Annotated in this window: 20 protein-coding genes; 5 read left to right on the top strand and 15 right to left on the bottom strand. The window is 63.0% G+C overall.

From position 1 onward, the window contains the following. Positions 1–3: 3 nt before the first annotated feature. The 8 genes from AC3QLZ_RS01950 to AC3QLZ_RS01915 all read right to left on the bottom strand — a co-directional run bounded on the left by AC3QLZ_RS01950 (position 4) and on the right by AC3QLZ_RS01915 (position 6,456). Complete coding sequence (locus AC3QLZ_RS01950) at positions 4–1,215, bottom strand: type II secretion system protein GspD (protein ID WP_014237593.1); 1,212 nt, start codon at positions 1,213–1,215, stop codon at positions 4–6. Beyond that, positions 1,212–2,204, bottom strand: a complete 993-nt coding sequence (locus AC3QLZ_RS01945) for a zonular occludens toxin domain-containing protein (RefSeq protein WP_083833969.1) — start codon at positions 2,202–2,204, stop codon at positions 1,212–1,214. Before AC3QLZ_RS01945 ends, AC3QLZ_RS01950 begins: the two co-directional genes overlap by 4 nt. After that, positions 2,201–2,554 carry a DUF2523 family protein gene (locus tag AC3QLZ_RS01940; protein ID WP_014237591.1) on the bottom strand — a complete coding sequence of 118 codons (354 nt, stop codon included), beginning with the start codon at positions 2,552–2,554 and terminating at the stop codon, positions 2,201–2,203. Before AC3QLZ_RS01940 ends, AC3QLZ_RS01945 begins: the two co-directional genes overlap by 4 nt. Further along, complete coding sequence (locus tag AC3QLZ_RS01935) at positions 2,554–3,933, bottom strand: hypothetical protein (RefSeq protein ID WP_492783303.1); 1,380 nt, start codon at positions 3,931–3,933, stop codon at positions 2,554–2,556. The genes AC3QLZ_RS01940 and AC3QLZ_RS01935 overlap by 1 nt, the downstream gene beginning before the upstream one ends. 117 nt (positions 3,934–4,050) lie before the next feature. Next, on the bottom strand, positions 4,051–4,248 hold the full coding sequence (locus tag AC3QLZ_RS01930) for a major capsid protein (protein ID WP_014237589.1): 198 nt from the start codon (positions 4,246–4,248) through the stop codon (positions 4,051–4,053). Between the two features lie 387 nt (positions 4,249–4,635). Continuing rightward, on the bottom strand, positions 4,636–5,718 hold the full coding sequence (locus tag AC3QLZ_RS01925; RefSeq protein ID WP_492783302.1) for a phage/plasmid replication domain-containing protein: 1,083 nt from the start codon (positions 5,716–5,718) through the stop codon (positions 4,636–4,638). Further along, complete coding sequence (locus tag AC3QLZ_RS01920; RefSeq protein WP_492783301.1) at positions 5,715–5,990, bottom strand: hypothetical protein; 276 nt, start codon at positions 5,988–5,990, stop codon at positions 5,715–5,717. Before AC3QLZ_RS01920 ends, AC3QLZ_RS01925 begins: the two co-directional genes overlap by 4 nt. A gap of 172 nt (positions 5,991–6,162) precedes the next feature. Next, positions 6,163–6,456, bottom strand: a complete 294-nt coding sequence (locus AC3QLZ_RS01915; protein ID WP_492783300.1) for a single-stranded DNA-binding protein — start codon at positions 6,454–6,456, stop codon at positions 6,163–6,165. Positions 6,457–6,586: 130 nt separating this feature from the next. On the opposite strand from AC3QLZ_RS01915, the gene AC3QLZ_RS01910 reads away from it, so the two are divergent. Further along, a complete protein-coding gene (locus AC3QLZ_RS01910; RefSeq protein WP_492783299.1) occupies positions 6,587–7,018 on the top strand; it encodes a hypothetical protein in 432 nt (143 codons plus the stop codon). A 40-nt stretch (positions 7,019–7,058) separates the two neighbouring features. Here AC3QLZ_RS01910 and fliW read toward each other — a convergent pair whose 3' ends face one another. Together fliW and AC3QLZ_RS01900 are read right to left on the bottom strand one after the other, a co-directional pair. Further along, positions 7,059–7,499, bottom strand: coding sequence for a flagellar assembly protein FliW (gene fliW / locus AC3QLZ_RS01905; protein ID WP_014237582.1), 441 nt, complete (start codon positions 7,497–7,499; stop codon positions 7,059–7,061). 58 nt (positions 7,500–7,557) lie between these two features. Further along, complete coding sequence (locus AC3QLZ_RS01900; RefSeq protein ID WP_014237581.1) at positions 7,558–10,227, bottom strand: bifunctional diguanylate cyclase/phosphodiesterase; 2,670 nt, start codon at positions 10,225–10,227, stop codon at positions 7,558–7,560. Between the two features lie 250 nt (positions 10,228–10,477). On the opposite strand from AC3QLZ_RS01900, the gene AC3QLZ_RS01895 reads away from it, so the two are divergent. From AC3QLZ_RS01895 to AC3QLZ_RS01880, 4 genes are all read left to right on the top strand, one after another. Continuing rightward, positions 10,478–12,793: a Tex family protein gene (locus tag AC3QLZ_RS01895; RefSeq protein WP_014237580.1), complete on the top strand. Its 2,316-nt coding sequence runs from the start codon at positions 10,478–10,480 to the stop codon at positions 12,791–12,793. A gap of 27 nt (positions 12,794–12,820) precedes the next feature. Beyond that, positions 12,821–13,168 carry an arsenate reductase gene (locus AC3QLZ_RS01890; RefSeq protein ID WP_014237579.1) on the top strand — a complete coding sequence of 116 codons (348 nt, stop codon included), beginning with the start codon at positions 12,821–12,823 and terminating at the stop codon, positions 13,166–13,168. Between the two features lie 14 nt (positions 13,169–13,182). Continuing rightward, positions 13,183–14,040, top strand: coding sequence for an Hsp33 family molecular chaperone HslO (gene hslO / locus AC3QLZ_RS01885; RefSeq protein WP_014237578.1), 858 nt, complete (start codon positions 13,183–13,185; stop codon positions 14,038–14,040). 153 nt (positions 14,041–14,193) lie between these two features. Then, the gene (locus tag AC3QLZ_RS01880; RefSeq protein WP_014237577.1) at positions 14,194–14,397 is read left to right on the top strand and encodes a hypothetical protein; all 204 of its coding nucleotides are present in this window, start codon (positions 14,194–14,196) and stop codon (positions 14,395–14,397) included. 11 nt (positions 14,398–14,408) lie between these two features. On the opposite strand, the gene AC3QLZ_RS01875 is transcribed toward AC3QLZ_RS01880, so the two are convergent. The 5 genes from AC3QLZ_RS01875 to AC3QLZ_RS01855 all read right to left on the bottom strand — a co-directional run bounded on the left by AC3QLZ_RS01875 (position 14,409) and on the right by AC3QLZ_RS01855 (position 19,503). Then, positions 14,409–15,815 carry an FAD-binding oxidoreductase gene (locus AC3QLZ_RS01875; protein WP_014237576.1) on the bottom strand — a complete coding sequence of 469 codons (1,407 nt, stop codon included), beginning with the start codon at positions 15,813–15,815 and terminating at the stop codon, positions 14,409–14,411. Then, positions 15,812–16,681 (bottom strand): patatin-like phospholipase RssA, encoded by an 870-nt coding sequence (gene rssA, locus AC3QLZ_RS01870; protein WP_014237575.1) that lies wholly within the window; start codon positions 16,679–16,681, stop codon positions 15,812–15,814. Before rssA ends, AC3QLZ_RS01875 begins: the two co-directional genes overlap by 4 nt. Further along, positions 16,678–18,021 (bottom strand): 30S ribosomal protein S12 methylthiotransferase RimO, encoded by a 1,344-nt coding sequence (gene rimO / locus AC3QLZ_RS01865; RefSeq protein WP_014237574.1) that lies wholly within the window; start codon positions 18,019–18,021, stop codon positions 16,678–16,680. The genes rssA and rimO overlap by 4 nt, the downstream gene beginning before the upstream one ends. A 24-nt stretch (positions 18,022–18,045) precedes the next feature. Further along, positions 18,046–18,609, bottom strand: coding sequence for a polyhydroxyalkanoate synthesis repressor PhaR (phaR, locus tag AC3QLZ_RS01860; RefSeq protein ID WP_014237573.1), 564 nt, complete (start codon positions 18,607–18,609; stop codon positions 18,046–18,048). Positions 18,610–18,762: 153 nt separating this feature from the next. Beyond that, complete coding sequence (locus tag AC3QLZ_RS01855) at positions 18,763–19,503, bottom strand: beta-ketoacyl-ACP reductase (protein ID WP_014237572.1); 741 nt, start codon at positions 19,501–19,503, stop codon at positions 18,763–18,765. Positions 19,504–19,555 lie beyond the last annotated feature (52 nt).

Below are 19,555 nucleotides of genomic sequence, written 5' to 3'. Positions count from 1 at the left end.
CCGTTAGAGCGCCTGCACTTCCAGCAATAGCAGGGTTTGACGCTTGGTGTCGGCCTGGGACCGGCCTAGCGGGATGCCGAAGAAGGAACGGCCGCCGCCGGTTTCCTCTTCACTATCCAGGCCGGCGAGCACAACCACATCACCGGGCCGAACCGTCAAGGCAGTCTCCAGCTCGCGCTTGTTCAGCGTCGGGCTGTTGAGCTGGGAAGTCTCAGTGGTCTGGAAGCTGCTAATGGTCTGCTTTATCTCCAGATCAACACCACCATCCCGCACCTCTGGCGTGACGTCGAAAATCACGCCGGCAGACCGGTAAACAATGGCCTGGGTAGCGCCGCCGACGTTCGTTGTCACACCGCCCAGGGTCGGCACTTCCTGGCCCACGGAGAAGCGGGCATGGCCGCCTGAGCGGACACGCACGGCGGGCCGGGACATGGTGCGGAACCGCGAGTCTGAATCCAGCACCTTAGCCACGGCATCCACCGTGGCATTTTTGAAGGTCACGGCCTGGGCAGACTTGGCCAGGACGCCGCCGGAGAGTTGCAGACCGAGCTTGCCGCCGACCAGGGAGAGCGCCAGATCAACACTGGTGCCGGTGGCCTTGTCGGTGGAAACGTCATAGGCCACGGCGCGGATGTACAGCTGCTGCGCCGGGGTATCCACCAGGGGGAACAACTCCCGGGCGGCGCGGGCCTGGGCCGGGGGCAGACGCAACACCAGGACACCCAGGCCGCCGGCCTTCGTCGTGGCCTGGGGGCGGGTGATGGGTTTGACGGCCTCCCCACCATTGACGGGCTCAGAATCCTGGGTTTCCGTCGTCACGCCCACAGAATGACCCGTCATCAACGAGGCGGACGGGAACGCCTGCCTAACCAGTTCGAGCAGATCCGCAACGGGACGATACCGGGGCCGGTAAATCACCAGTTCGTCAGACCGGCGCGGACCGATGAAATAGATCCCGGAATCCTCGCGCACTTCAATGTCCGACGCCTCCAGGACGCGGGCCAGGGTCAGGGCCACGGACGAACGCGGCACATCCTGGAGCTGGACCGACACCGTTTTTTTACCGATGCCGTCCTCGATCACATAGGGCCGCTGGATCACCTCGGAGAACATGGATTTAGCCAGGGCATCCACACGCACAGAATCAAACCGCAGTGACACGTTATCGGCCCAGGCCAAGGGCATGAGCAGGAGCAAGAACAGGGCGCGAATCATCGGCGGACCTCTTTGTGGGGGCTGTCGTCAAAATCTCGGAAGTAGCCAGTACGGGCAATGCCAGCGCATAAGTCAGAAGAAACGCTCAAAACAGTGCCTTGGTCCGACCAACAGCGGCACGAATCAGCGAGGACGGCACAACCCACCGGAGCCGGGGCCTTTACCGGGGTCGTGACTTGATCATAAGCAGGGGCCGTATGCGGCAGGCCAGGAAGGCGGGGAGAACGGGCAGCGAACCAATCCGAGGGCTTGGAGGGGGACGGTTCAGCAGCGGACGGCGAAGAAGCAGCAGCGGGCGCCTGGGTAGGCTTGGGATCGGCCTTGCGCTGAAACCATGTCACCGCAATCCAGACCAGCACCAAGAGCGCCACAGGGCCGAGAATAAGCAAAATGGCGCGAAGCGGAGGGCGGAATTTAACCGTGTGAGCCTCGGCGCTTTTGTACCACTTGTAGATATGCTTCGGGAACAGCCAGGGCTTTTGCTGGCTGTTGGCGCGGATGTTCTCCGGATCGTTTTTAACCTGGGTCCATTCGTGGATATTCGCAGCCTGGGCACCGAAGACGCGGACCATATGGATGTGACGGTTCGTCAGGCGGCGAATGTTGGAATCAAGCAGCATGGGATGCTGCGTTACCAGAAAAAAATCTATACCTTCATGCCGGTGAGTCTCAAATGCAGCCACGTGGTCAGGCACAGCAGATGAAGACGACCGAGGCCGAAACACCTTTTGCGCTTCATCCAACAAAATGACGGCACCAACGGGGAACGTAAAACACGGCACAAGAACAGATTCATCCTCAGGTGACGGGCACTTTTCAGTCCATTGCACAACGGGCGGAACGGCTTGCCAGGGATAGGGAAAATCCTCAGTAAGCGGAACGCCCATCACGAAGAGGGGCCGGTTGTCTTTGCGGCATAGTTCCTCAACGATCTGCAAAACGCGAAGGGTTTTGCCACCACCGGGCAAACCGGTCAAAAGGGTAATCACTTGACCCGCCCGTAAATAATCTTCATGCCAAGCAGCGAACCAGCTGCCATGTAACCACTCAGAATGATGTTCACCGCGTCAAAAAGACCGACATAGGCGGCGACCTGAATAGCCAAGGCGCCCAGGTTAGAACCGCTACCGCCGCCACCAGACGGCAAACTGGACACGATCAACTGAATGTCGGACACGACAAAGCCGAGAAAAGCCTCAAAGCTTTTCACGCCGATGATGGTCAAACCGAGGCCGGCGAGAATGGTTCCGGCCCGAGTGGCGAAGAACTGGACAAGGCCGGCGACTAGGCCACCAGCAAACGAGGCGCCGATACCGGCGAGAGCGACGGGAATAGGCATTACGTCATCGTCCTTTGAATGATGCGGATCACGATCAGGTAGGCACAGAGGTGGAGAATCAGACGGATGAAGCGCCCGAACTCACACACAGCACCGGAATCCAGCGTTATGGACTGGGAGAAAACCTGGATGGTTTGCAAACCGGGACAAGCAGAGGCGTAATTGAAATAGGCCTGACGATGCTTTTGAAAACTATCGAGAACGTCCCAATCCAGAAGGCCGTCCTTATTAAGCGCCTTATTACCAGCTGCAATGTCCGCAGCCGAACCACCGGGAACAGCGCCATCCATTAGGGCGTCGTACGCCCCCTTCTGGTGGATTTCACCGAGCTTGCAATGAGTGCGCCACGCTTCAAGGGAAATGCCGCATTGCACGGCGTCGCCGCTACAGATGGGAGGAACGCCGCAATCGACGGAGTTGTAACTGCCGGTGCCGGGGTCCGTACCAGTGCCAGTACCATTGCCGCCAGTGCCAGTACCTCCCGTACCCGGATCAGTACCGCCCCCGCCGTTGTCCGTTCCGGTTCCAGTGCCACCAGTACCCGTACCACCTGTGCCAGTGCCGGTACCGCCAGTGCCCGTACCTGTGCCGCCAGTGCCGGTACCTGTGCCGGTAGAAGGGGCGCAAGTGACTTGTGTTGAGGTTCCCACCGTAATGGAGCCGGCAGTGTAGCCAGCCGGGCAAGAGCAGCTAGAGCCATTGGGAACAGCAGGGGAAAGGCATTGAGTGGCAGAACCGGCGGGCGGGGTTATTTCTTCGGACTCGCAGGTATTGCCCGTATAGCGGGAGCCGTAATTGATGCAGTTGTAATTCCCGGTGCCATCGGGCGGAGTGCAAACGGCGCCGTCATAGGTGAATTCCCACCCACCCACGCAACCGGTGCCGCCGGGCAAATTCTGATTAGACGTTACGCCGCTGTTGTCGCTGCCCAACTCACCAGGGCGACCGTTATCAGCATTGCTGGGAACGGCGGAACCGGCAGTGGGCGGGGTATCTGCAACACAGGCGCCAGAGGAATCTTTGGACTGACGAAGGGGGCAATCAGGGACGCAGGCGGTTTTGTCGGCGTTTAGGTGGGAGGCCGACTTGCATCGTGGAATACATTGCCCATCGGGGGCGGTGTCCTGGGGAGAGCAACTGCCGTCTGCCTCATAGGTAAAGGTGGCCTTAATAGTGGTCCAACCATAGACCCCCTCATTCCGCTGAAGAACCACAGACGATCCCTGATTGCGACAACCGTAACCGGTATCCCCGGCGCGCTGGGCATAGCAAGCCTTTTCGGCATTGTCATAGCTGTTGTAATTCTTGGTGGCAGCAAAGGCCGGCAGACTGGCGGCCATGGCCAGGAGGAAAACGACTAGGGCGCGAAGATGATCCATGCCGCCCCCAGGATTGCGATTAATACCCATAGACCCATGGTCCGACCTCCAGTAAACGAAGCGGGGGGGAGGCAGCCGGGGCGCATTGCGCTCCCGGCATACCTCCCCCCCTTGCTGTTACAGTGCGCGACGAACCCACTTGTAAACAGCGGCGGTGACCAGGATCACCAGCACAGCACCACCGATGGCGGCAATGGGAGCAGCAGCGCCGGAAATTTCAGTGGTAACGGCGGTCACATCGACGGCGGCGTGAGCGGAACCGACGGACAGCAGGGAACCGGCGAGAGCGGACAGAGCAACGAGCTTCTTTTTCATGGTTGAGACTCCTTTTCGGGTTGGTGAGAAGAATTGAGCATTCCGGCAAGAATGCGGAACACCCACGCGAGAGCCCACAGAACGAGGATTGCGCCCCCGATCTGAGAACCTTGCTCCGGGGTCAGATTCCAGGGACTAGCCTGGGCACTGACGAATTCAGAGCCAGACATGACAACCAGGGAACAGGCGGTCAGGTCGGCGGGTTGAGTAGCGACCAGCTGAAGCTGGCCGGCTTGATTGAGTTCGACGCAGAGGGCCATTACCGGCGAACCTCGAGAAGTGCGGCAGGGTTATAGCCAGTACGTTGGCCGGCGGAAGAAATAGGAGCCACGACAAGCCAGTAAAGAAGGCCGGAAAGGGCCACGGCCAAAAGGGCGGGGCGGAGCATTACGCAGCCTCCGTTCTGTACCAGTGCGGCACAGCAGCCGGGACCATCTCGACAACCCGAATCCGGGCCGCGAAATGCTGGATGTTGGGTGGCTGGGAAATGTCGATACCGAACGGCAGGAGGGCCTTACGCCACATCTGCCGAGTGCGTTTGGTCTTGGTTTCGTCGCGCCACACATCCCGGCCCGCGTAGTAGCTGGCGGCCACCTCGCCGATCCGGCCAGGGATATCGTCCAACGAGGTGATACTTACCTCGTTCCGGTGCAGCTTTTCCGCAAAGCGGCCATAGATCACGTTTTCCATTCGTCTGCCCTCTTCCACTCTTGCCCATCCGCACACATCGTCTAATCCGCGTTCTGCTAGTTCGGTGCTCTTGAGGCTAATCTCATGCCGCAGGATGCCGTTGTCACGGCAGTAGGCAACGACTTCCGGGGAAGCGAACTTGCCCAGGTCGTCGGCCTTGAAATACAACTTTTCGTACCAACGGCGGCTGCCCTCATTCCAGGTGATGCCGTTGCTGTATGCCTTGGGGGCCGCGTTTTTACCCATGCGCTTGGGGGCCTGCCCTGCCATGACGGTGAGGACGCGGGAGGCGTTCTCGGTGCTGCCGGTGGCGTAGTTGCAGGTGAGATCAACCCGGGTAATGACGGCCCGGGTTTTGGTATGCGTTTGAGAGAAGGCGAAGCCGCCACGCTTGGCGTTCACTTCAAACGGAGGAAGGCCCAGGCTTGTGACGATGCGGTTGGCTATCTCGACGCACTCGAGGACGCCGACGCCGAAGAGGTTATCCGGGCGTCCAAAGCGCCCCAGGTTGCCGCTGATTTCGACCTTGGAGCCGTCACAACGAAGCTGGATTTTTGTCTCGTAGCTGCCTTCATGTTCCATGCGGCTAGCCGAGGTGTATTCGATTTCCTCGCCTGCCATGCCATAGACGATGCAGCCGCTATCAAGGTCAGCACACTGGCGCAAACGAGGTGCGCTCACCTTGATAACCTGCCCGTCATTGAGAATAGGCAACTCGCCGGAGTTGGAATGTATTTGGTACATGGAAAGCCAGTCGCAAAAGACGGTTGATTCGCTCATTTGGCCTGGGGGAGCCGGTAGGCTTCTGATTCAGGGGTGTAAAGGGAGCAGTCGAAGGAACCGACCAGGGAGGCGCCACGGATGCCGATAAGGCAGGCAAGCTGGCCCTCGCGGGGGCCGTTGGCGATGATGCGATGGGAGGAACAGGTGGGGCAGGAGCGCACGACGTAGGCCGGAACGGCTTTGGTGTGGCGGTGGGCTTCCTGGGCCACGGCCCACAGAGGGACGGCATGGGAGCCGTCGCCCTGGGGCTTTGCGTAAGTGGCGTGCATTGCCATCAGTTGAGAGGATTCGAAAGTGCCCAGGAACCATGCCGGGGACCGGAGCGACTACGGAAGCCCCACATACGGCATTGCTCAATGGCGCGAATGCGATAGTCCAACTCTTCTCGCACTGACCAAAGCGGGATATAGCCGGTACGGAGCATGACCCCTCCCCTACCCTTTAGGCGGCCTTGAGGGACTTATCAGCCACGCGCAGTTTGGCGCGGATGGCCAGCTGGCCGAACTTATCGACGAACAGGGATTCCGGGGCCAGGGTGTAGGTGCCCGGGGCGTAAGGCTGCTGATTATCTTCCAGGGTCACACGGATGCGCATGGGGTGCGGATGCGGGCGGCCCTGCTGGTCATAGCAGTAGGCCCAGGCGTCCTGTTCGCGGATGCTATAGGGCTTGCCGGTTTTGACGGAGGTGCCTTGCTTGACGTTGGCCTCGGCGGCCTGGACTTCGATCTTGAGCATTTCCACTTTCCTTTCATCTACCTACGGGTTAAGGTTCACTTGTCGCAGACTTGCGAATGTTCGCAAATTGCGACAGGTGGAACGCTACCATGTTCGCAAATTGCGAATCAATAGCCAAAAGGTCATACAAATGGAATTGCGTGATTACATCGAGATGGGCGAAACACGGGCCGGAAACGCGCTAAAGCTGGCGGATTTCCTTGGAGTGGCGCGGAGTTCGATAAGTGACGCGAAGGCTGGACGACGTGGCCTAAAGACCACAGCCTGCTGGAAGCTGGCGGAGCTAATTGGGGTGCCGGAGACTACCGTGCAGGCCGCCTCAGAATTGGTAACGGAGAAGGACGAAAAGGTGCGGGAATACCTGCGCCCTTTTGCTCAAAATTTGAGCAAAGCGGCAGGAATTTTTATGACATTGTCCGGACTTGTAATGTTTTCAACTGCGCCAAAAGACGCGAATGCCGCGCCAGTATTGGAGCCTGTCACTTTGAAAGTGACGGAGAGTGCTAGAAACGCCCTCCCCTTCTCGAAAACGCGTCCAAACGATTTGTATTATGTAAAATAATATGTATGAAAGAAAAGAGGCCCGCAGGCCTCTTTCGGGATCAGCCCACCGCGGAGCTGAGGTTGCTGACGGTGATACGGGGACGGCAGTTGCCGATCACCTTCTGCAGACCGAGCCGGGTCTTGACGTTGATCAGCAGCGGTGCGCGCACGTTGGCGCCCAGTTGCTTGGCCGTCTCCTGTTTGAACAGCAGCAGCATCACGGCTACGTCTTCGGGTTGATCGACCTTGAGGGCGACGCGTTCGGCATCGGACAGTTCCAGTTCGTACTGGAAACCGATGGCGGTCGGATCGATGATCTGGAAAGCCACGGAAGGATTGTCCACCGACTGCAGGGTGAAGCTGACCGGCTCCCCTTCTGCTGCCTCATGCACCAGCTTGTAGCGCACGCTGGATTCGAAACCCGTCAGGCCGGCCGGGAAGGAAATGACGGTGTCGGGATCCACTTCGATGGTGCCGAACAGATGGGTTTGTACTTGCATGGGCTCGCTCCTCTTGGAATCGTTGTTGGTTGGCTGAATTGACGGTTGTTCCGACCGATTATGCCATTGGCGCCGGGGCCCGGGTGGCCGAATTGAAGAAGCGGCAAACCTCGGCGGCCGGTACCGGCGGGCTGAACAGATAACCCTGGACTTCGCCGCACTGGTGCAGGGCCAGGTAGTCCAGCTGGGACTGGTTTTCCACCCCTTCGGCAATGACGCCCAGTTCCAGCTTGGCGGCAATGGCGATGATGGCCTGGATGATGGCGGCGTCGCCCGAATCCTTGATCATGTCGCGCACGAAGGACTGGTCGATCTTGATCTTGTCCAGGGGGAAACGCTTCAGGTAGCTGAGGCTGGAATAGCCGGTGCCGAAATCGTCCAGGGACAGACGGATGCCCAGGGACTTCAGTTCGTGCAGCACCTCGACGGCCCGTTCGGTGTCGTCCATGAGCAGGCTTTCGGTGATTTCCAGCTCCAGCTGGGCGGCCGGCAGGCCCGTTTCGGCCAGCACCCGCTGCACCAAGGAGACCAGATTGCGCTGCCGGAACTGCACCGGGGAAAGATTCACTGCCACCGTGGTGGCCGGCTGCCCTGCCCTCTGCCAGGCCATCTGCTGCCGGCAGGCCTCGGCCAGGACCCATTCGCCGATGGGCAGGATCAGGTTGGTTTCCTCGGCGATGGGAATGAAGCGGGCCGGCGGCACCAGGCCCAGTTCGGGATGGCGCCAGCGCAAGAGGGCCTCGAAACCGATGGGATCGCCGCCGCCGACCCGGTATTGGGGCTGGTAGTAGAGCATCAGTTCCTGGCGCGGCAGGGCCTTGCGCAGGCTGTTTTCCAGGGACAGGCGTTCGAATACCCGGGCGTTCATTTCCGGCGTGAAGAACTGGTAGGTATTGCGACCGGCAGCCTTGGCCGAATACATGGCGGCATCGGCGTTCTTCAGCAGGGCGCCGAGATCGGTGCCGTCGTGGGGATACATGCTGATGCCGACGGAGGCTGACAGCACCAGTTCGTGCCCGTCCACATTGAAGGGCTGGGCCATGGTTTCCAGCAGGCGCTGGGCGATGCGCCCGATCATGGGGGCGCCGCTGCATTCGGTGAGGAGGATGGCGAATTCGTCGCCGCCGGAACGGCTCAGGGTGTCCGCCGCGTCCAGGGTGTGGCGCAGGCGCTCCGCCGCCAGTTGGAGCAGCTTGTCGCCGACCTCATGGCCGAGGGAATCGTTGATGTTCTTGAAATGGTCCAGATCCAGGAGCAGCAGGGCCATGGGCGCCTGGCTGCCGACCGAGCGGTTGATGGCATCGGCCATGCGGGAACTGAGCAGGCTGCGGTTGGGCAGGTCGGTCAGGGCGTCGTGCTCCGCCAGATGGCGGATGCGGGCTTCGGCTTCCTTGCGCTCCGTGATGTCCCGGGCGATGCCGGCCATGCCGACGACCTCGCCCTCCTCGTTGTGCACCGGCACCCGGATGTAGTCCAGGGTACGCGGCTGCCCTTCCCCATTGGTTACCAGGACTTCGAAGTGGCCCGGCTTGCCGCTGGCCAGCACGGCTTCGTCGTGATTCTGGAAGGTCCGCGCCAGGGCTTCGGGCCAGACCTGGAACACGGTCTTGCCGACGATTTCCTCAGCCGGCTTGCCGCACATGCGGGCGTAGGCCTCGTTGACGGCGTGGAAGCGGAAGGCGTTGTCCTTGATCCAGGCCAGGTCGGGAATGCTGTCCAGCAGGGCCCGGATGCGGGAGGAGCTTTCGTCGTAGGCATTGGTCATGGTGTGGGCCATGGACACCGCCCGCACGTAACTGCGCTGCCACACCAGGATCAGGCCCAGCAGGGCCAGGGCCAGCACCACGGCAGTGGCGCCGTAATAGGTGAGCTTGCGATACCACTCGGACAGCACCTCGTCCCGGGAGAGGCCGACGAAAACCACGAAGGGCAGGTTTTCCAGGCGCCGAAAGCCGAACACGCGGCGAATGCCGTCCTGATGCGAGAGGGCCTCGAAGGCCCCCTTCTCCCGGCTGCGGATGTTGTCGCTGATTTCCGTGTTGAGGATGCTCTTGCCCAGCCGGTTGGGCAGGGGCGGGGTGCGGGCGATGAGGCGCAGTTCGGCGTCGTACAGGGCCACCACGCCACCCTCCCCCACGTTCAGGGTCTGGAAGTGCTGCTGCAGGCTGTCCGCATTGACGGCGGCCTGGACCAGGCCGAGGAAGCGCCCGTCCTTGTCCCGCAGGCTGCGGCTGAGGGTGATGACCCAGTTCTGGGTGATGCGGGCGAAAATCGGCTCGGAAAAGACCAGGCCCGCCTTGGGATCGTTCTTGTTGCGCTGGAAATAGGCCCGGTCGCCGATGCTCTGGCTGGATATCTTGCCGCTGGCGTCGTAGCGGAAGGTGCCGGTGGCGTCGGCCACCCGCAGGCTCTGGGACTCGGGAATGCGGGAGAGCAGCCGGGCCAGTTCCGCATTGACGGCCTGGGGCGAAACGGGGCCCTTGGCCAGGCGCTGCTGCATGGAATACTGGACTTCCAGCAGCACCAGGTCGATCTTCTCCACAGCGCCCCGGGTGCGGCCTTCCAGGCTGTCCGCTAGGTTTTCCACATTGCGCCGGGCAAAGGCCATTTCCGTGTCGTAGGAATGGTTCAGTTCCAGACCCAGCAAGGCGCAAAAGCCCGCCAAGGCCAGCAAGGCGATGACGACATAGACGAACTGTCGCGAGGAAATGCCGTTTTGCTTGGTCAAAAAGGGTGTCTCGGCGTTGGGTTCCGGGGCATGGCAGCCGCCAAGTCCCGCCAGACAAGGAAGAATTGGGGCTGTCGCTGAAAAACCGCGCCAGCATTCATTCTCAGCCCGACAGAACGGGAAAGGTGTCATCTTACCTCAGTTGCGCCGGCACTTATATGCCATATCCCCGAGCGGGCCCCGCTGCCTTGTCTTATGCGGCGGCTTTGGTGCATAGTTCGCCCTCTTTTTCCCCTTTCCCCCGAGTCTCATGCTGCCTCCCATCGAACATCGCATCGCCGAGGAACTGGGCGCCCGCCCGCAACAGGTCATGGCCGCCGTGGCCCTGCTGGACGAAGGCGCCACCGTGCCCTTCATCGCCCGCTACCGGAAGGAAGTCACCGGCGGCCTGGACGACACCCAGCTGCGCAACCTGGAAGAGCGCCTGACCTATCTGCGGGAACTGGAAGACCGCCGCGCCGCCGTCCTCGCCAGCATCGACGAACAGGGCAAGCTGACCCCCGAGCTGAAGGCCGCCGTGGACATGGCGGACACCAAGCAGCGCCTGGAAGACCTCTACCTGCCCTACAAGCAGAAGCGCCGCACCAAGGCCCAGATAGCCCGGGAAGCCGGCCTGCAGCCGCTGGCCGATGCCCTGCTGGCCGATCCGACCCTGGTGCCGGAAAGCGAGGCGGAAAAATACTTCAACGCCGAAGCCGGTTTTGCCGACACCAAGGCCGTGCTGGACGGCGCCCGCCAGATCCTCATGGAGCAGTTCGCCGAGGACGCGGAGCTGCTGGGCAGCCTGCGCACCTACCTGGACGAACATGGCATCCTCAAGTCCACCCTGATCGCTGGCCAGGAAGAAGCCGGCGCCAAGTTCCGCGACTATTTCGAATACTCGGAAGCCATCAGCGACATTCCCTCCCACCGGGCCCTGGCCCTCTTCCGCGGCCGCAACGAGGGCGCCATTTCCCTGGCCCTGGTGCTCGATTCCGAACTGGACGAGGAGAACAAGCCCCTCGGCCCCAATCCCTGCGAACTGCGCATCGCCAAGCGCTTCGGCATCAAGGACCAGGGCCGTCCCGCCGACAAGTGGCTGGCCGACACGGTGCGCTGGGCCTGGCGGGTGAAGATGGCCCTGCACCTGGAAACCGAACTGATGACCGTGTTGCGGGAAAAGGCCGAGGAAGAAGCCATCCGCGTCTTCGGCCGCAACCTGAAGGACCTCCTGCTGGCGGCCCCGGCCGGCCAGAAAGCCACCATGGGCCTGGATCCGGGCCTGCGTACCGGGGTCAAGGTGGCCGTGGTGGACCAGACCGGCAAGCTGCTGGACACCGCCACCATCTATCCCCACGAGCCCCGGCGCGACTGGGAAGGCTCCCTGCACACCCTGGCCGTGCTGGCCCAGAAACACAATGTGAACCTGATCGCCATCGGCAACGGCACCGCTTCCCGGGAAACGGACAAGCTGGCCGCCGACCTGATCCGCATCGCCTCGCCCCACATGGCCCTGGCCAAGGTGGTGGTGTCCGAAGCCGGCGCCTCGGTCTATTCCGCCTCCGAATTCGCGGCCCGGGAATTCCCGGAACTGGACGTTTCCCTGCGCGGCGCCGTCTCCATCGCCCGCCGCCTGCAGGACCCCCTGGCCGAACTGGTAAAAATCGAGCCCAAGTCCATCGGTGTCGGCCAGTACCAGCATGACGTCTCCCAGACCAAGCTGGCCCGGGCCCTGGACGGGGTGGTGGAAGACTGCGTGAACGCCGTCGGCGTCGATGTGAACACCGCCTCCATTCCGCTGCTGGCCCGCATTTCCGGCCTCAACCAGACCCTGGCGGCCAACATCGTCGCCTACCGGGACCAGCACGGCCCCTTCCCCAACCGACTGGCCCTGAAGAACGTGCCCCGCCTGGGCGACAAGACCTTCGAGCAGGCCGCCGGCTTCCTGCGGGTGCCCAGCAGCGACAACCCCCTGGATGCCTCCGCCGTGCACCCGGAAGCCTATCCGGTGGTGGAGCGCATCCTGGCCGACATCAAGAAGGGCATCAAGGAAGTGATCGGCGACGCCCGCCTGGTGAAGAGCCTGCAGCCCGTCAAATACACCGACGAGAAGTTCGGCCTGCCGACGGTGCAGGACATCCTCAAGGAACTGGAAAAGCCGGGCCGGGATCCCCGCCCCGAGTTCAAGACCGCCGTCTTCAAGGACGGTGTCGAGGAAATGCGCGACCTGCAGCCCGGCATGATCTTGGAAGGCGTGGTCACCAACGTGGCCGCCTTCGGCGCCTTCGTGGACATCGGCGTGCACCAGGACGGCCTGGTGCACGTTTCCGCCCTGTCCACCAAGTTCGTCAAGGACCCCCACGAGGTGGTCAAGGCCGGCGACATCGTCAAGGTCAAGGTGCTGGAAGTGGACATGGCCCGCAAGCGCATCGCCCTCACCATGCGGCTGGACGATGCCTTCGGCAAGAGCACCGGCGGCGGCAAGCCGGCCGGCGCCCCCATGACCGCCAAGGCCCGCCAGCGGGAAGATGCCCAGCCCGCCGGCCAGAACGCCATGGCCGCCGCCTTCGCCAAGCTGAAGCGGTAAAATGGCGTTTTGAATTAGGAAGTTGCCATGCTCAAGGTATACGGCATCAAGAACTGCGACACCATGAAGAAGGCCTTCGTCTGGCTGGAAGCCAACGGTGTCGCCTACGAATTCATCGACTACAAGAAGGCCGGCGTGGCGGCAGGCAAGCTGCCCGAGTGGTGCCGCAAGGCCGGCTGGCAGGTCCTGCTCAACACCCGGGGCCTGATGTGGAAGAAACTCAGCGAGGCGCAGCGGGCCGACGTGGATGAGACCAAGGCCATCGCCCTCATGGGTGAGTATCCGAGCCTGATCAAGCGCCCCCTCATCGAACACGGCGACCAGGTCAGCGTGGGTTTCGATGCGGAACGCTTCGCCCAAACCTTCAAGTCATAAGGCCTCCCCGTCCCATGCAAGATTCCGTACAACGCCTGCTTTTCGAAGACCTGGACATCCGCGGCGCCATCGTCCGCCTCGGTCCCTCCTGGCAGGCCATGCAGGCCAGCCGCGGCTATCCGGAGGCGGTGGCCCGCCTGCTGGGCGAGATGACCGCCGTCACCACCATCATTGCGGCCCAGCTGAAGCAGCCGGGCCGGCTGACCTTCCAGCTGCGGGGCGACGGCCCCCTTTCTCTGCTGGTGATCGACTGCAACGAAAACCTGGAATTCCGTGGCATGGCCCGGGCCGACGGCCTGGCAGCCGGCGACCTGCCCCTGGAGCGCCTGTGGGGCCATGGCCAGCTGATGCTGACCCTGGACCTGCCCCAGGCCAAGGACCCGTACCAGAGCTTCGTGCCCCTGGAAGGCAATACCATCGCCGAGGTCTTCGAGCATTACCTGCAGCAGTCCGAACAGCAGCCCTCCCGCCTCTATCTGGCGGCTTCCGAGCAGGGCGTCACCGGCCTCTTCCTGCAAACCCTGCCGGGCGCCCACGACAAGGACGCTGACGGCTGGAACCGCCTGCAGCAGCTGGCCGCCACCCTGCGCCCGGAAGAACTGCTGGGCCTGGAAACGGAAGTGCTGCTGTCCCGGGTCTTTGCCGAGGAAACCCTGCGCCTCTATCCGCCCCGGAGCGTGACCTACTCCTGCCCCGAGGACTGGGAAAAGGTGCGCAGCATGCTGCGGGCCGTCGGACGGGAAGAGGCCGAATCCATCCTGCAGGAGCACGGCGAAATCCTCATCCGGGACGACATCTGCAACCGGGAATACCGCTTCGATGCGGCCGCCGTGGCCGAGCTGTTCTCCGCCAATCCGCCGACGCTGCACTGAGTCTTTGGCGGGGGACGCAATGTCCCCCGTCTTGCCCCGTGCCCCAGTCATATGATCTTGGGCATAGGCCGGGCGGATTTAGCACCTTTGGCCGATTCCAGTGGCTGGTGCGGTGCAGCATAATGGGATTCACCCAAGCCCGGGAGGACTCCCATGCAACCCCATCCCCTCTCTGCCGTTGTCAGCGACATCGACCGTCAATACCTGGCCAACATCCATCACCTGCGGCACAAGATTGCCCGGGTGCAGCACGACCAACGGGAAATAAGCCTATGCCTGGAGCGCATCCGCAGCAGGGTGCGGTTGCTTATCGTGGAAATGCAGCGGGTACGGCCAGCGGCCGGCTACCGTAGCTGAATCAGAGTGAATCAGAGAATTTTTCCCGGATTCATCAGGCCCCGGGGGTCCAGACTGGACTTGATGCAGCGCATCAAATCCAGTCCCACCGGGTCCTTGTAACGCACCAACTCCTCCCGCTTCAACTGGCCGATGCCGTGCTCCGCCGAGATGGAACCGCCCAGGCGGGCCACCAGGTCGTGCACGATGCGGTTGGCCTGGGGCGTGGCGGCGATGAAGGTGTCGTTGTCCTGGCGTTGCGCCTTGGACAGGTTGTAATGCAGGTTGCCGTCCCCGGCATGGCCGAAGGCCACCACCCGCACGCCGGGAAAGGCGGCGGCCAGCGCCGTGCCAGCCAGGTCGAGAAATTCCGGGATGCGGGAGACGGGCACCGAGATGTCGTGCTTGATGCTGAGGCCCTCGATTTTCTGGGCCTCGGAGATATTCTCCCGCAGGGCCCACAACTGCCGCGCCTGGGTTTCGTTCTGGGCCAGCACTCCGTCCTGGACCCGTCCATCCGCCATTTCCCCGCCGATAAAATCTTCCAGGTCGGCCTGCAAGTCCGCCCATGCGCCGCCGTCGGCAAGCTCCAGCAAGACCTGCCAGGGGGCCGGAGCCGCCAGGGGCTGGCGACTGCCGGGAATATGCTGCAGCACCAGATCGAGGGACTGCCGTGAAATCAGCTCGAAGGCCGTCAAACGGGCATCGAAGCGGGCCTGGGCCCGCCCCAGCAGGGCAATGGCGGCGGCCCCGTCGGCCACCGCCAGCCAGGCCGTGACCACCGCCCGGGGACGGGGAAAAAGCTTGAGCACGGCGGCGGTGATGATGCCCAGGGTGCCTTCGGCACCGATGAAAAGGTCCTTCAGGTCGTAACCCGTGTTGTCCTTGCGCAGGGCGGTGAGACCGTTCCACAGGCGCCCGTCGGGCAGCACCACTTCCAGCCCCAGAGTCAGTTCCCGGGTGTTGCCGTAGCGCAGCACCTGGACCCCGCCCGCATTGGTGGAGAGATTGCCGCCGATCTGGCACGAGCCTTCCGAGGCCAGGGCCAGGGGAAAGAGGCGCCCTGCCGCGGCGGCCGCTTCCTGCACCTGGGCCAGGAGGCAGCCGGCTTCCACCGTAATGGCATTGTTGGCGGCATCGATCTGGCGGATGCGGTTGAGACGGGAGAGATTGACCAGCACCGAGCACCCGCCCTGGTCCGGCGTGGCGGCCCCGCACAGGCTGGTGTTGCCGCCCTGGGGCACCATGGGCACGCCGGCGGCGGCGCAGGCCCGCACCACTGCGGCGACCTCGTCCGTCGAGCCGGGCTTGACCAGGGCCAGGGCACGGCCCCGGTAGCGGCCGCGCCAGTCGGTCAGATAGGGCGCCAGCTCGGCCTCTCCGGTCAGTACGTGGACCGGGCCGACGATGGCGGCCAGTTGCTGCTGCAGGTCGTTCATGCCGGCATTTCCAGGACGCTGCGCAACATGGGCAGCATCAGTTCGGTGGCCACCCGGCCTTCGGCGATGGCCTCGTTGGCCCGATGGAAATCCAGCAGGCCCAGATCGGCCACCCGGGGGGAAATCAGGGTGTCGGCGGGTTCGCCGGCAAGCCGGCTGCGGGCGATGCGCACCTGCATGATGTTGATGCTGCTGGCCATGACGTCGAGCATGGACGGGCTGTTGCCGCCCTCCTCCACCCCCAGCCAGCGCTTCAGGGTGCCGCGCCAGCCGTCCACGGAAGGCGGCGTCTCGCCCCGGTTGCGCAGGCGTCGGCCCAGCATGTCGGAGCCCAGGTCCACGGCGATGACGATATCGGCCCCCATGGCCCGGCACAGGGACACCGGCACCGGATTGACCAGTCCCCCATCCACCAGAAAGCCGCCATCCCGGGGTATCGGGGCGAACAGGCCAGGCAGGGCAATGGAGGCCCGTACCGCATGGGCCACGCTGCCTTCCTTGAGCCAGATTTCCCGGCCGCTGCCCAGGTCGGTGGCGACGCAGGCGAAAGGCAGGGGCAGGTCGTGGAAATCCCGGTCGGTGAAGTGCCGGGTGAAGAAATCGAGGAGCTTTTCGCCCTTGATCAGGCCGCCGTTGAGGCCCACGTCGAAGAAGCCCAGGACTTCCTTCCAGGACAGGCTACGCACCCAGTGTTCCAGCTTGTCCAGGTCGCCGCAGGCAGTGGCGGCGCCGACGAAGGCGCCGATGGAGGAACCGCAGATGATGTCGGGCTCGATGCCGGCATCCCGCAGGGCGCGGATGACGCCGATGTGGGCCCAGCCCCGGGCGGAGCCGCTGCCGAGGGCGAGCCCGATCCTAGGTTTCACACCCGCTCGGCGTAAAGGTCGTGGGCGTCGCTGTCCACCACCCGGACCTTGACGAAGTCGCCCGGCTCCACGTCGAAGACGCCGTCCAGATAGACGACGCCGTCGATTTCCGGCGCATCGGCGCTGGAGCGGGCGATGGCGCCCTCCTCGTCCACCGCGTCCACCAGGACCGTGATTTCCTTGTCGATCTTGGCGGCCAGGAGGTCGGCGGAAATGTCTTCCTGCAGCTCCATGACGTAGCGGCGGCGTTCCTCCCGCACCTCGTCCGGCAGGGCGCCGGGCAGGTCGTTGGCGGTGGCACCGTCCACCGGGGAGTAGGCGAAGCAGCCGACCCGGTCCAGACGGGCCTCTTCCAGGAACTGCAGCAGTTCCTCGAATTCGGCCTCGGTCTCGCCGGGGAAGCCGGCGATGAAGGTGGAACGGATGGTGATGTCCGGGCAGATGGCGCGCCAGGCACGGATCCGCTCCAGGTTGTTCTCGGCGCTGGCCGGGCGTTTCATGGCCTTGAGGATGCGCGGGCTGGCGTGCTGGAAGGGCACGTCCAGATAAGGCAGAATCTTGCCCTCGGCCATCAGGGGAATCAGGTCGTCCACGCTGGGATAGGGATAGACGTAGTGCAGGCGCACCCAGATGCCGAACTCGGCCAGGGCCTCGCACAGCTCCTTGAGCCGGGTCTTGACCGGGCGGCCGCCGACGAAGCCGGTGCGGTATTTCAGATCCACGCCGTAGGCGCTGGTGTCCTGGGAAATGACCAGCAGTTCCTTCACCCCGGCCTCGGCCAGGGCCTTGGCTTCCTGCAGCACGTCGCCGATGGGGCGGGAGACCAGGGGGCCGCGCAGGCTGGGAATGATGCAGAAGGTGCAACTGTGGTTGCAGCCTTCGGAAATCTTCAGGTAGGCGAAATGCTGGGGCGTCAGGCGGATGCCGGCCTCCGGCACCAGGTCCATGAAGGGGTCGTGGGGCTTGGGCAGGTGGCTGTGCACATGGCCCATCACCTCCTCCGCCGCATGGGGGCCGGTGACGGCCAGCACGGACGGGTGGGTGCTTTGGACGATGTCGCCCTTGGCGCCCAGGCAACCGGTGACGATGACCTTGCCGTTTTCGGTGAGGGCCTCGCCGATGGCGTCCAGGGATTCCTCCACCGCGGCGTCGATGAAGCCGCAGGTATTGACGATGACCAGGTCGGCGCCGTCGTAGGAGGAGGAGATTTCATAGCCTTCTGCCCGCAGCTGGGTCAGGATGCGCTCCGCATCGGAAGAGGCTTTGGGGCAACCCAGACTGACGAAGCCGACAGTCGGGGTTTGCAGGGGGCTACGGGTGGGAGTATTGCCGGATGACACTTAAGCTTGCTTTCCTTGATCGATTCACTCGCCCTTCCGGTCGTCCGGCTGGGCGCCGGGGAACTGGAAGCCGGTGAACATGTTGCGGGTCTGGCTCTGCAGTTGGTCCTGCATCTGCTGGAACATCTTTTTGCTCTGGTCCACATAGGCGGACATCATGCTTTGCATGGCCGGCCCCTGGAAATTCAGGAACTGGGCCCACAGGTCCGTCTGGGCCTGAACCTGGTTGGCTTCGCCGTAGAGGGAGCGGGACTGCTCCTGCAGCTTGGCCTGCACGTCGGCGAAGGCCTTGATGTTGGTTTCCAGGTACTTGCCCAGCATGCCCTGCATGGCATTGCCGTAGTAACGAATGATCTGGGCCAGCAATTCGGAGGAGAACAGGGGCATGCCGCCGGATTCCTCTTCCAGGATGATCTGCAGCAGGATGCTGCGGGTCAGGTCCTCGCCGCTCTTGGCATCCACCACCTTGAAGTCTTCGAAGCGCAGCACCAGTTCCTTCACATCCGCCAGGGTGATGTAGGCACTGGTTTTGGTGTCGTAGAGTCGGCGGTTGGGATACTTCTTGATGAGGCGGGCTGGTTCCGTCATGGGGCGGGCTCCGGTGCGTTGAGTGCCAAAAAGAGGTCTGGCCGATATTTTTATATTCAACCCGGGCGTCCCGGATCGGCTATCTGGCGGATTATACAGAAAAAACAAGCCCCGCCGGGGCGGGGCTCCAGGTGCAGCCTTGCGGCCAGACGATTACTGGTAGTACAGGCCACCGTTGATGTTGAGGGTGGCACCGGTGACGAAGCCGGCCAGTTCGGAGGTCAGGTACACCACGGCGGCGCCGATTTCCTCGGGCTTGGCCAGGCGCTTCATGGGCACGGAGTCGATGATGCCCTTGAGGATGTCCTCGCGGATGGCGGTCACCATCTTGGTGGCCACGTAGCCCGGGGCGATGGCGTTCACGGTGACGCCCTTGGCGGCGAATTCCTGGGCCAGGGCCTTGGTGAAGCCGATGACGCCGGCCTTGGCGGCGGAATAGTTGGTCTGGCCAGCCTGACCCTTGACGCCATTCACGGAGGAAATGTTCACGATGCGACCCCAGCCCCGCTCGCCCATCTTGGCGGCGACGTGGTGGGTGACGTTGAACAGGCTGTTCAGGTTGGTGTTGATGACCGCATCCCACTGGCCCTTGTCCATCTTGACGAAGAACTTGTCGCGGGTAATGCCGGCGTTGTTCACCAGGATGTCGATGGGGCCGGCCTTGGCTTCGGCTTCGGCGATCATGGCCTTGGCGGACTCATAATCGGAAACGTCGCCCGGCACCAGGACGAAGTCCTTGAAACCGGCTGCTTCCTGCTCGGCCAGCCACTCTTCCTTTTTGTCGAATTCGGGGTGGTAGGCGGCAACGACCTTGTAGCCTTCCTTGGCCAGGGCCTGGCTGATGGCGGTACCCAGGCCGCCCAGGGCGCCGGTGACGAGTGCAACTTTGCTCATAGCTCATCCTTCCTTGTAGTCATGGGGTAAAAGTTGTCAGGACGGGAGCCCC

The organism is Azospira sp. MPR-LB4, from assembly GCF_058809525.1.
Note: the sequence above shows the minus strand (reverse complement) of the source record. Positions and strands in the feature narration are given on the sequence as shown.

What these genes read in the sequence shown, in the direction of transcription:
- AC3QLZ_RS01950 (WP_014237593.1), bottom strand. Translation starts at nt 1,215, where the DNA reads ATGATTCGCGCCCTGTTCTTGCTCCTGCTCATGCCCTTGGCCTGGGCC.
- AC3QLZ_RS01895 (WP_014237580.1), top strand. Translation starts at nt 10,478, where the DNA reads ATGCTGCCTCCCATCGAACATCGCATCGCCGAGGAACTGGGCGCCCGC.
- AC3QLZ_RS01910 (WP_492783299.1), top strand. Translation starts at nt 6,587, where the DNA reads ATGGAATTGCGTGATTACATCGAGATGGGCGAAACACGGGCCGGAAAC.
- fliW (WP_014237582.1), bottom strand. Translation starts at nt 7,499, where the DNA reads ATGCAAGTACAAACCCATCTGTTCGGCACCATCGAAGTGGATCCCGAC.
- AC3QLZ_RS01940 (WP_014237591.1), bottom strand. Translation starts at nt 2,554, where the DNA reads ATGCCTATTCCCGTCGCTCTCGCCGGTATCGGCGCCTCGTTTGCTGGT.
- AC3QLZ_RS01930 (WP_014237589.1), bottom strand. Translation starts at nt 4,248, where the DNA reads ATGAAAAAGAAGCTCGTTGCTCTGTCCGCTCTCGCCGGTTCCCTGCTG.
- AC3QLZ_RS01915 (WP_492783300.1), bottom strand. Translation starts at nt 6,456, where the DNA reads ATGCTCAAGATCGAAGTCCAGGCCGCCGAGGCCAACGTCAAGCAAGGC.
- AC3QLZ_RS01935 (WP_492783303.1), bottom strand. Translation starts at nt 3,933, where the DNA reads ATGGATCATCTTCGCGCCCTAGTCGTTTTCCTCCTGGCCATGGCCGCC.
- phaR (WP_014237573.1), bottom strand. Translation starts at nt 18,609, where the DNA reads ATGACGGAACCAGCCCGCCTCATCAAGAAGTATCCCAACCGCCGACTC.
- AC3QLZ_RS01855 (WP_014237572.1), bottom strand. Translation starts at nt 19,503, where the DNA reads ATGAGCAAAGTTGCACTCGTCACCGGCGCCCTGGGCGGCCTGGGTACC.
- AC3QLZ_RS01920 (WP_492783301.1), bottom strand. Translation starts at nt 5,990, where the DNA reads ATGCACGCCACTTACGCAAAGCCCCAGGGCGACGGCTCCCATGCCGTC.
- AC3QLZ_RS01880 (WP_014237577.1), top strand. Translation starts at nt 14,194, where the DNA reads ATGCAACCCCATCCCCTCTCTGCCGTTGTCAGCGACATCGACCGTCAA.
- AC3QLZ_RS01890 (WP_014237579.1), top strand. Translation starts at nt 12,821, where the DNA reads ATGCTCAAGGTATACGGCATCAAGAACTGCGACACCATGAAGAAGGCC.
- AC3QLZ_RS01875 (WP_014237576.1), bottom strand. Translation starts at nt 15,815, where the DNA reads ATGAACGACCTGCAGCAGCAACTGGCCGCCATCGTCGGCCCGGTCCAC.
- AC3QLZ_RS01925 (WP_492783302.1), bottom strand. Translation starts at nt 5,718, where the DNA reads ATGAGCGAATCAACCGTCTTTTGCGACTGGCTTTCCATGTACCAAATA.
- hslO (WP_014237578.1), top strand. Translation starts at nt 13,183, where the DNA reads ATGCAAGATTCCGTACAACGCCTGCTTTTCGAAGACCTGGACATCCGC.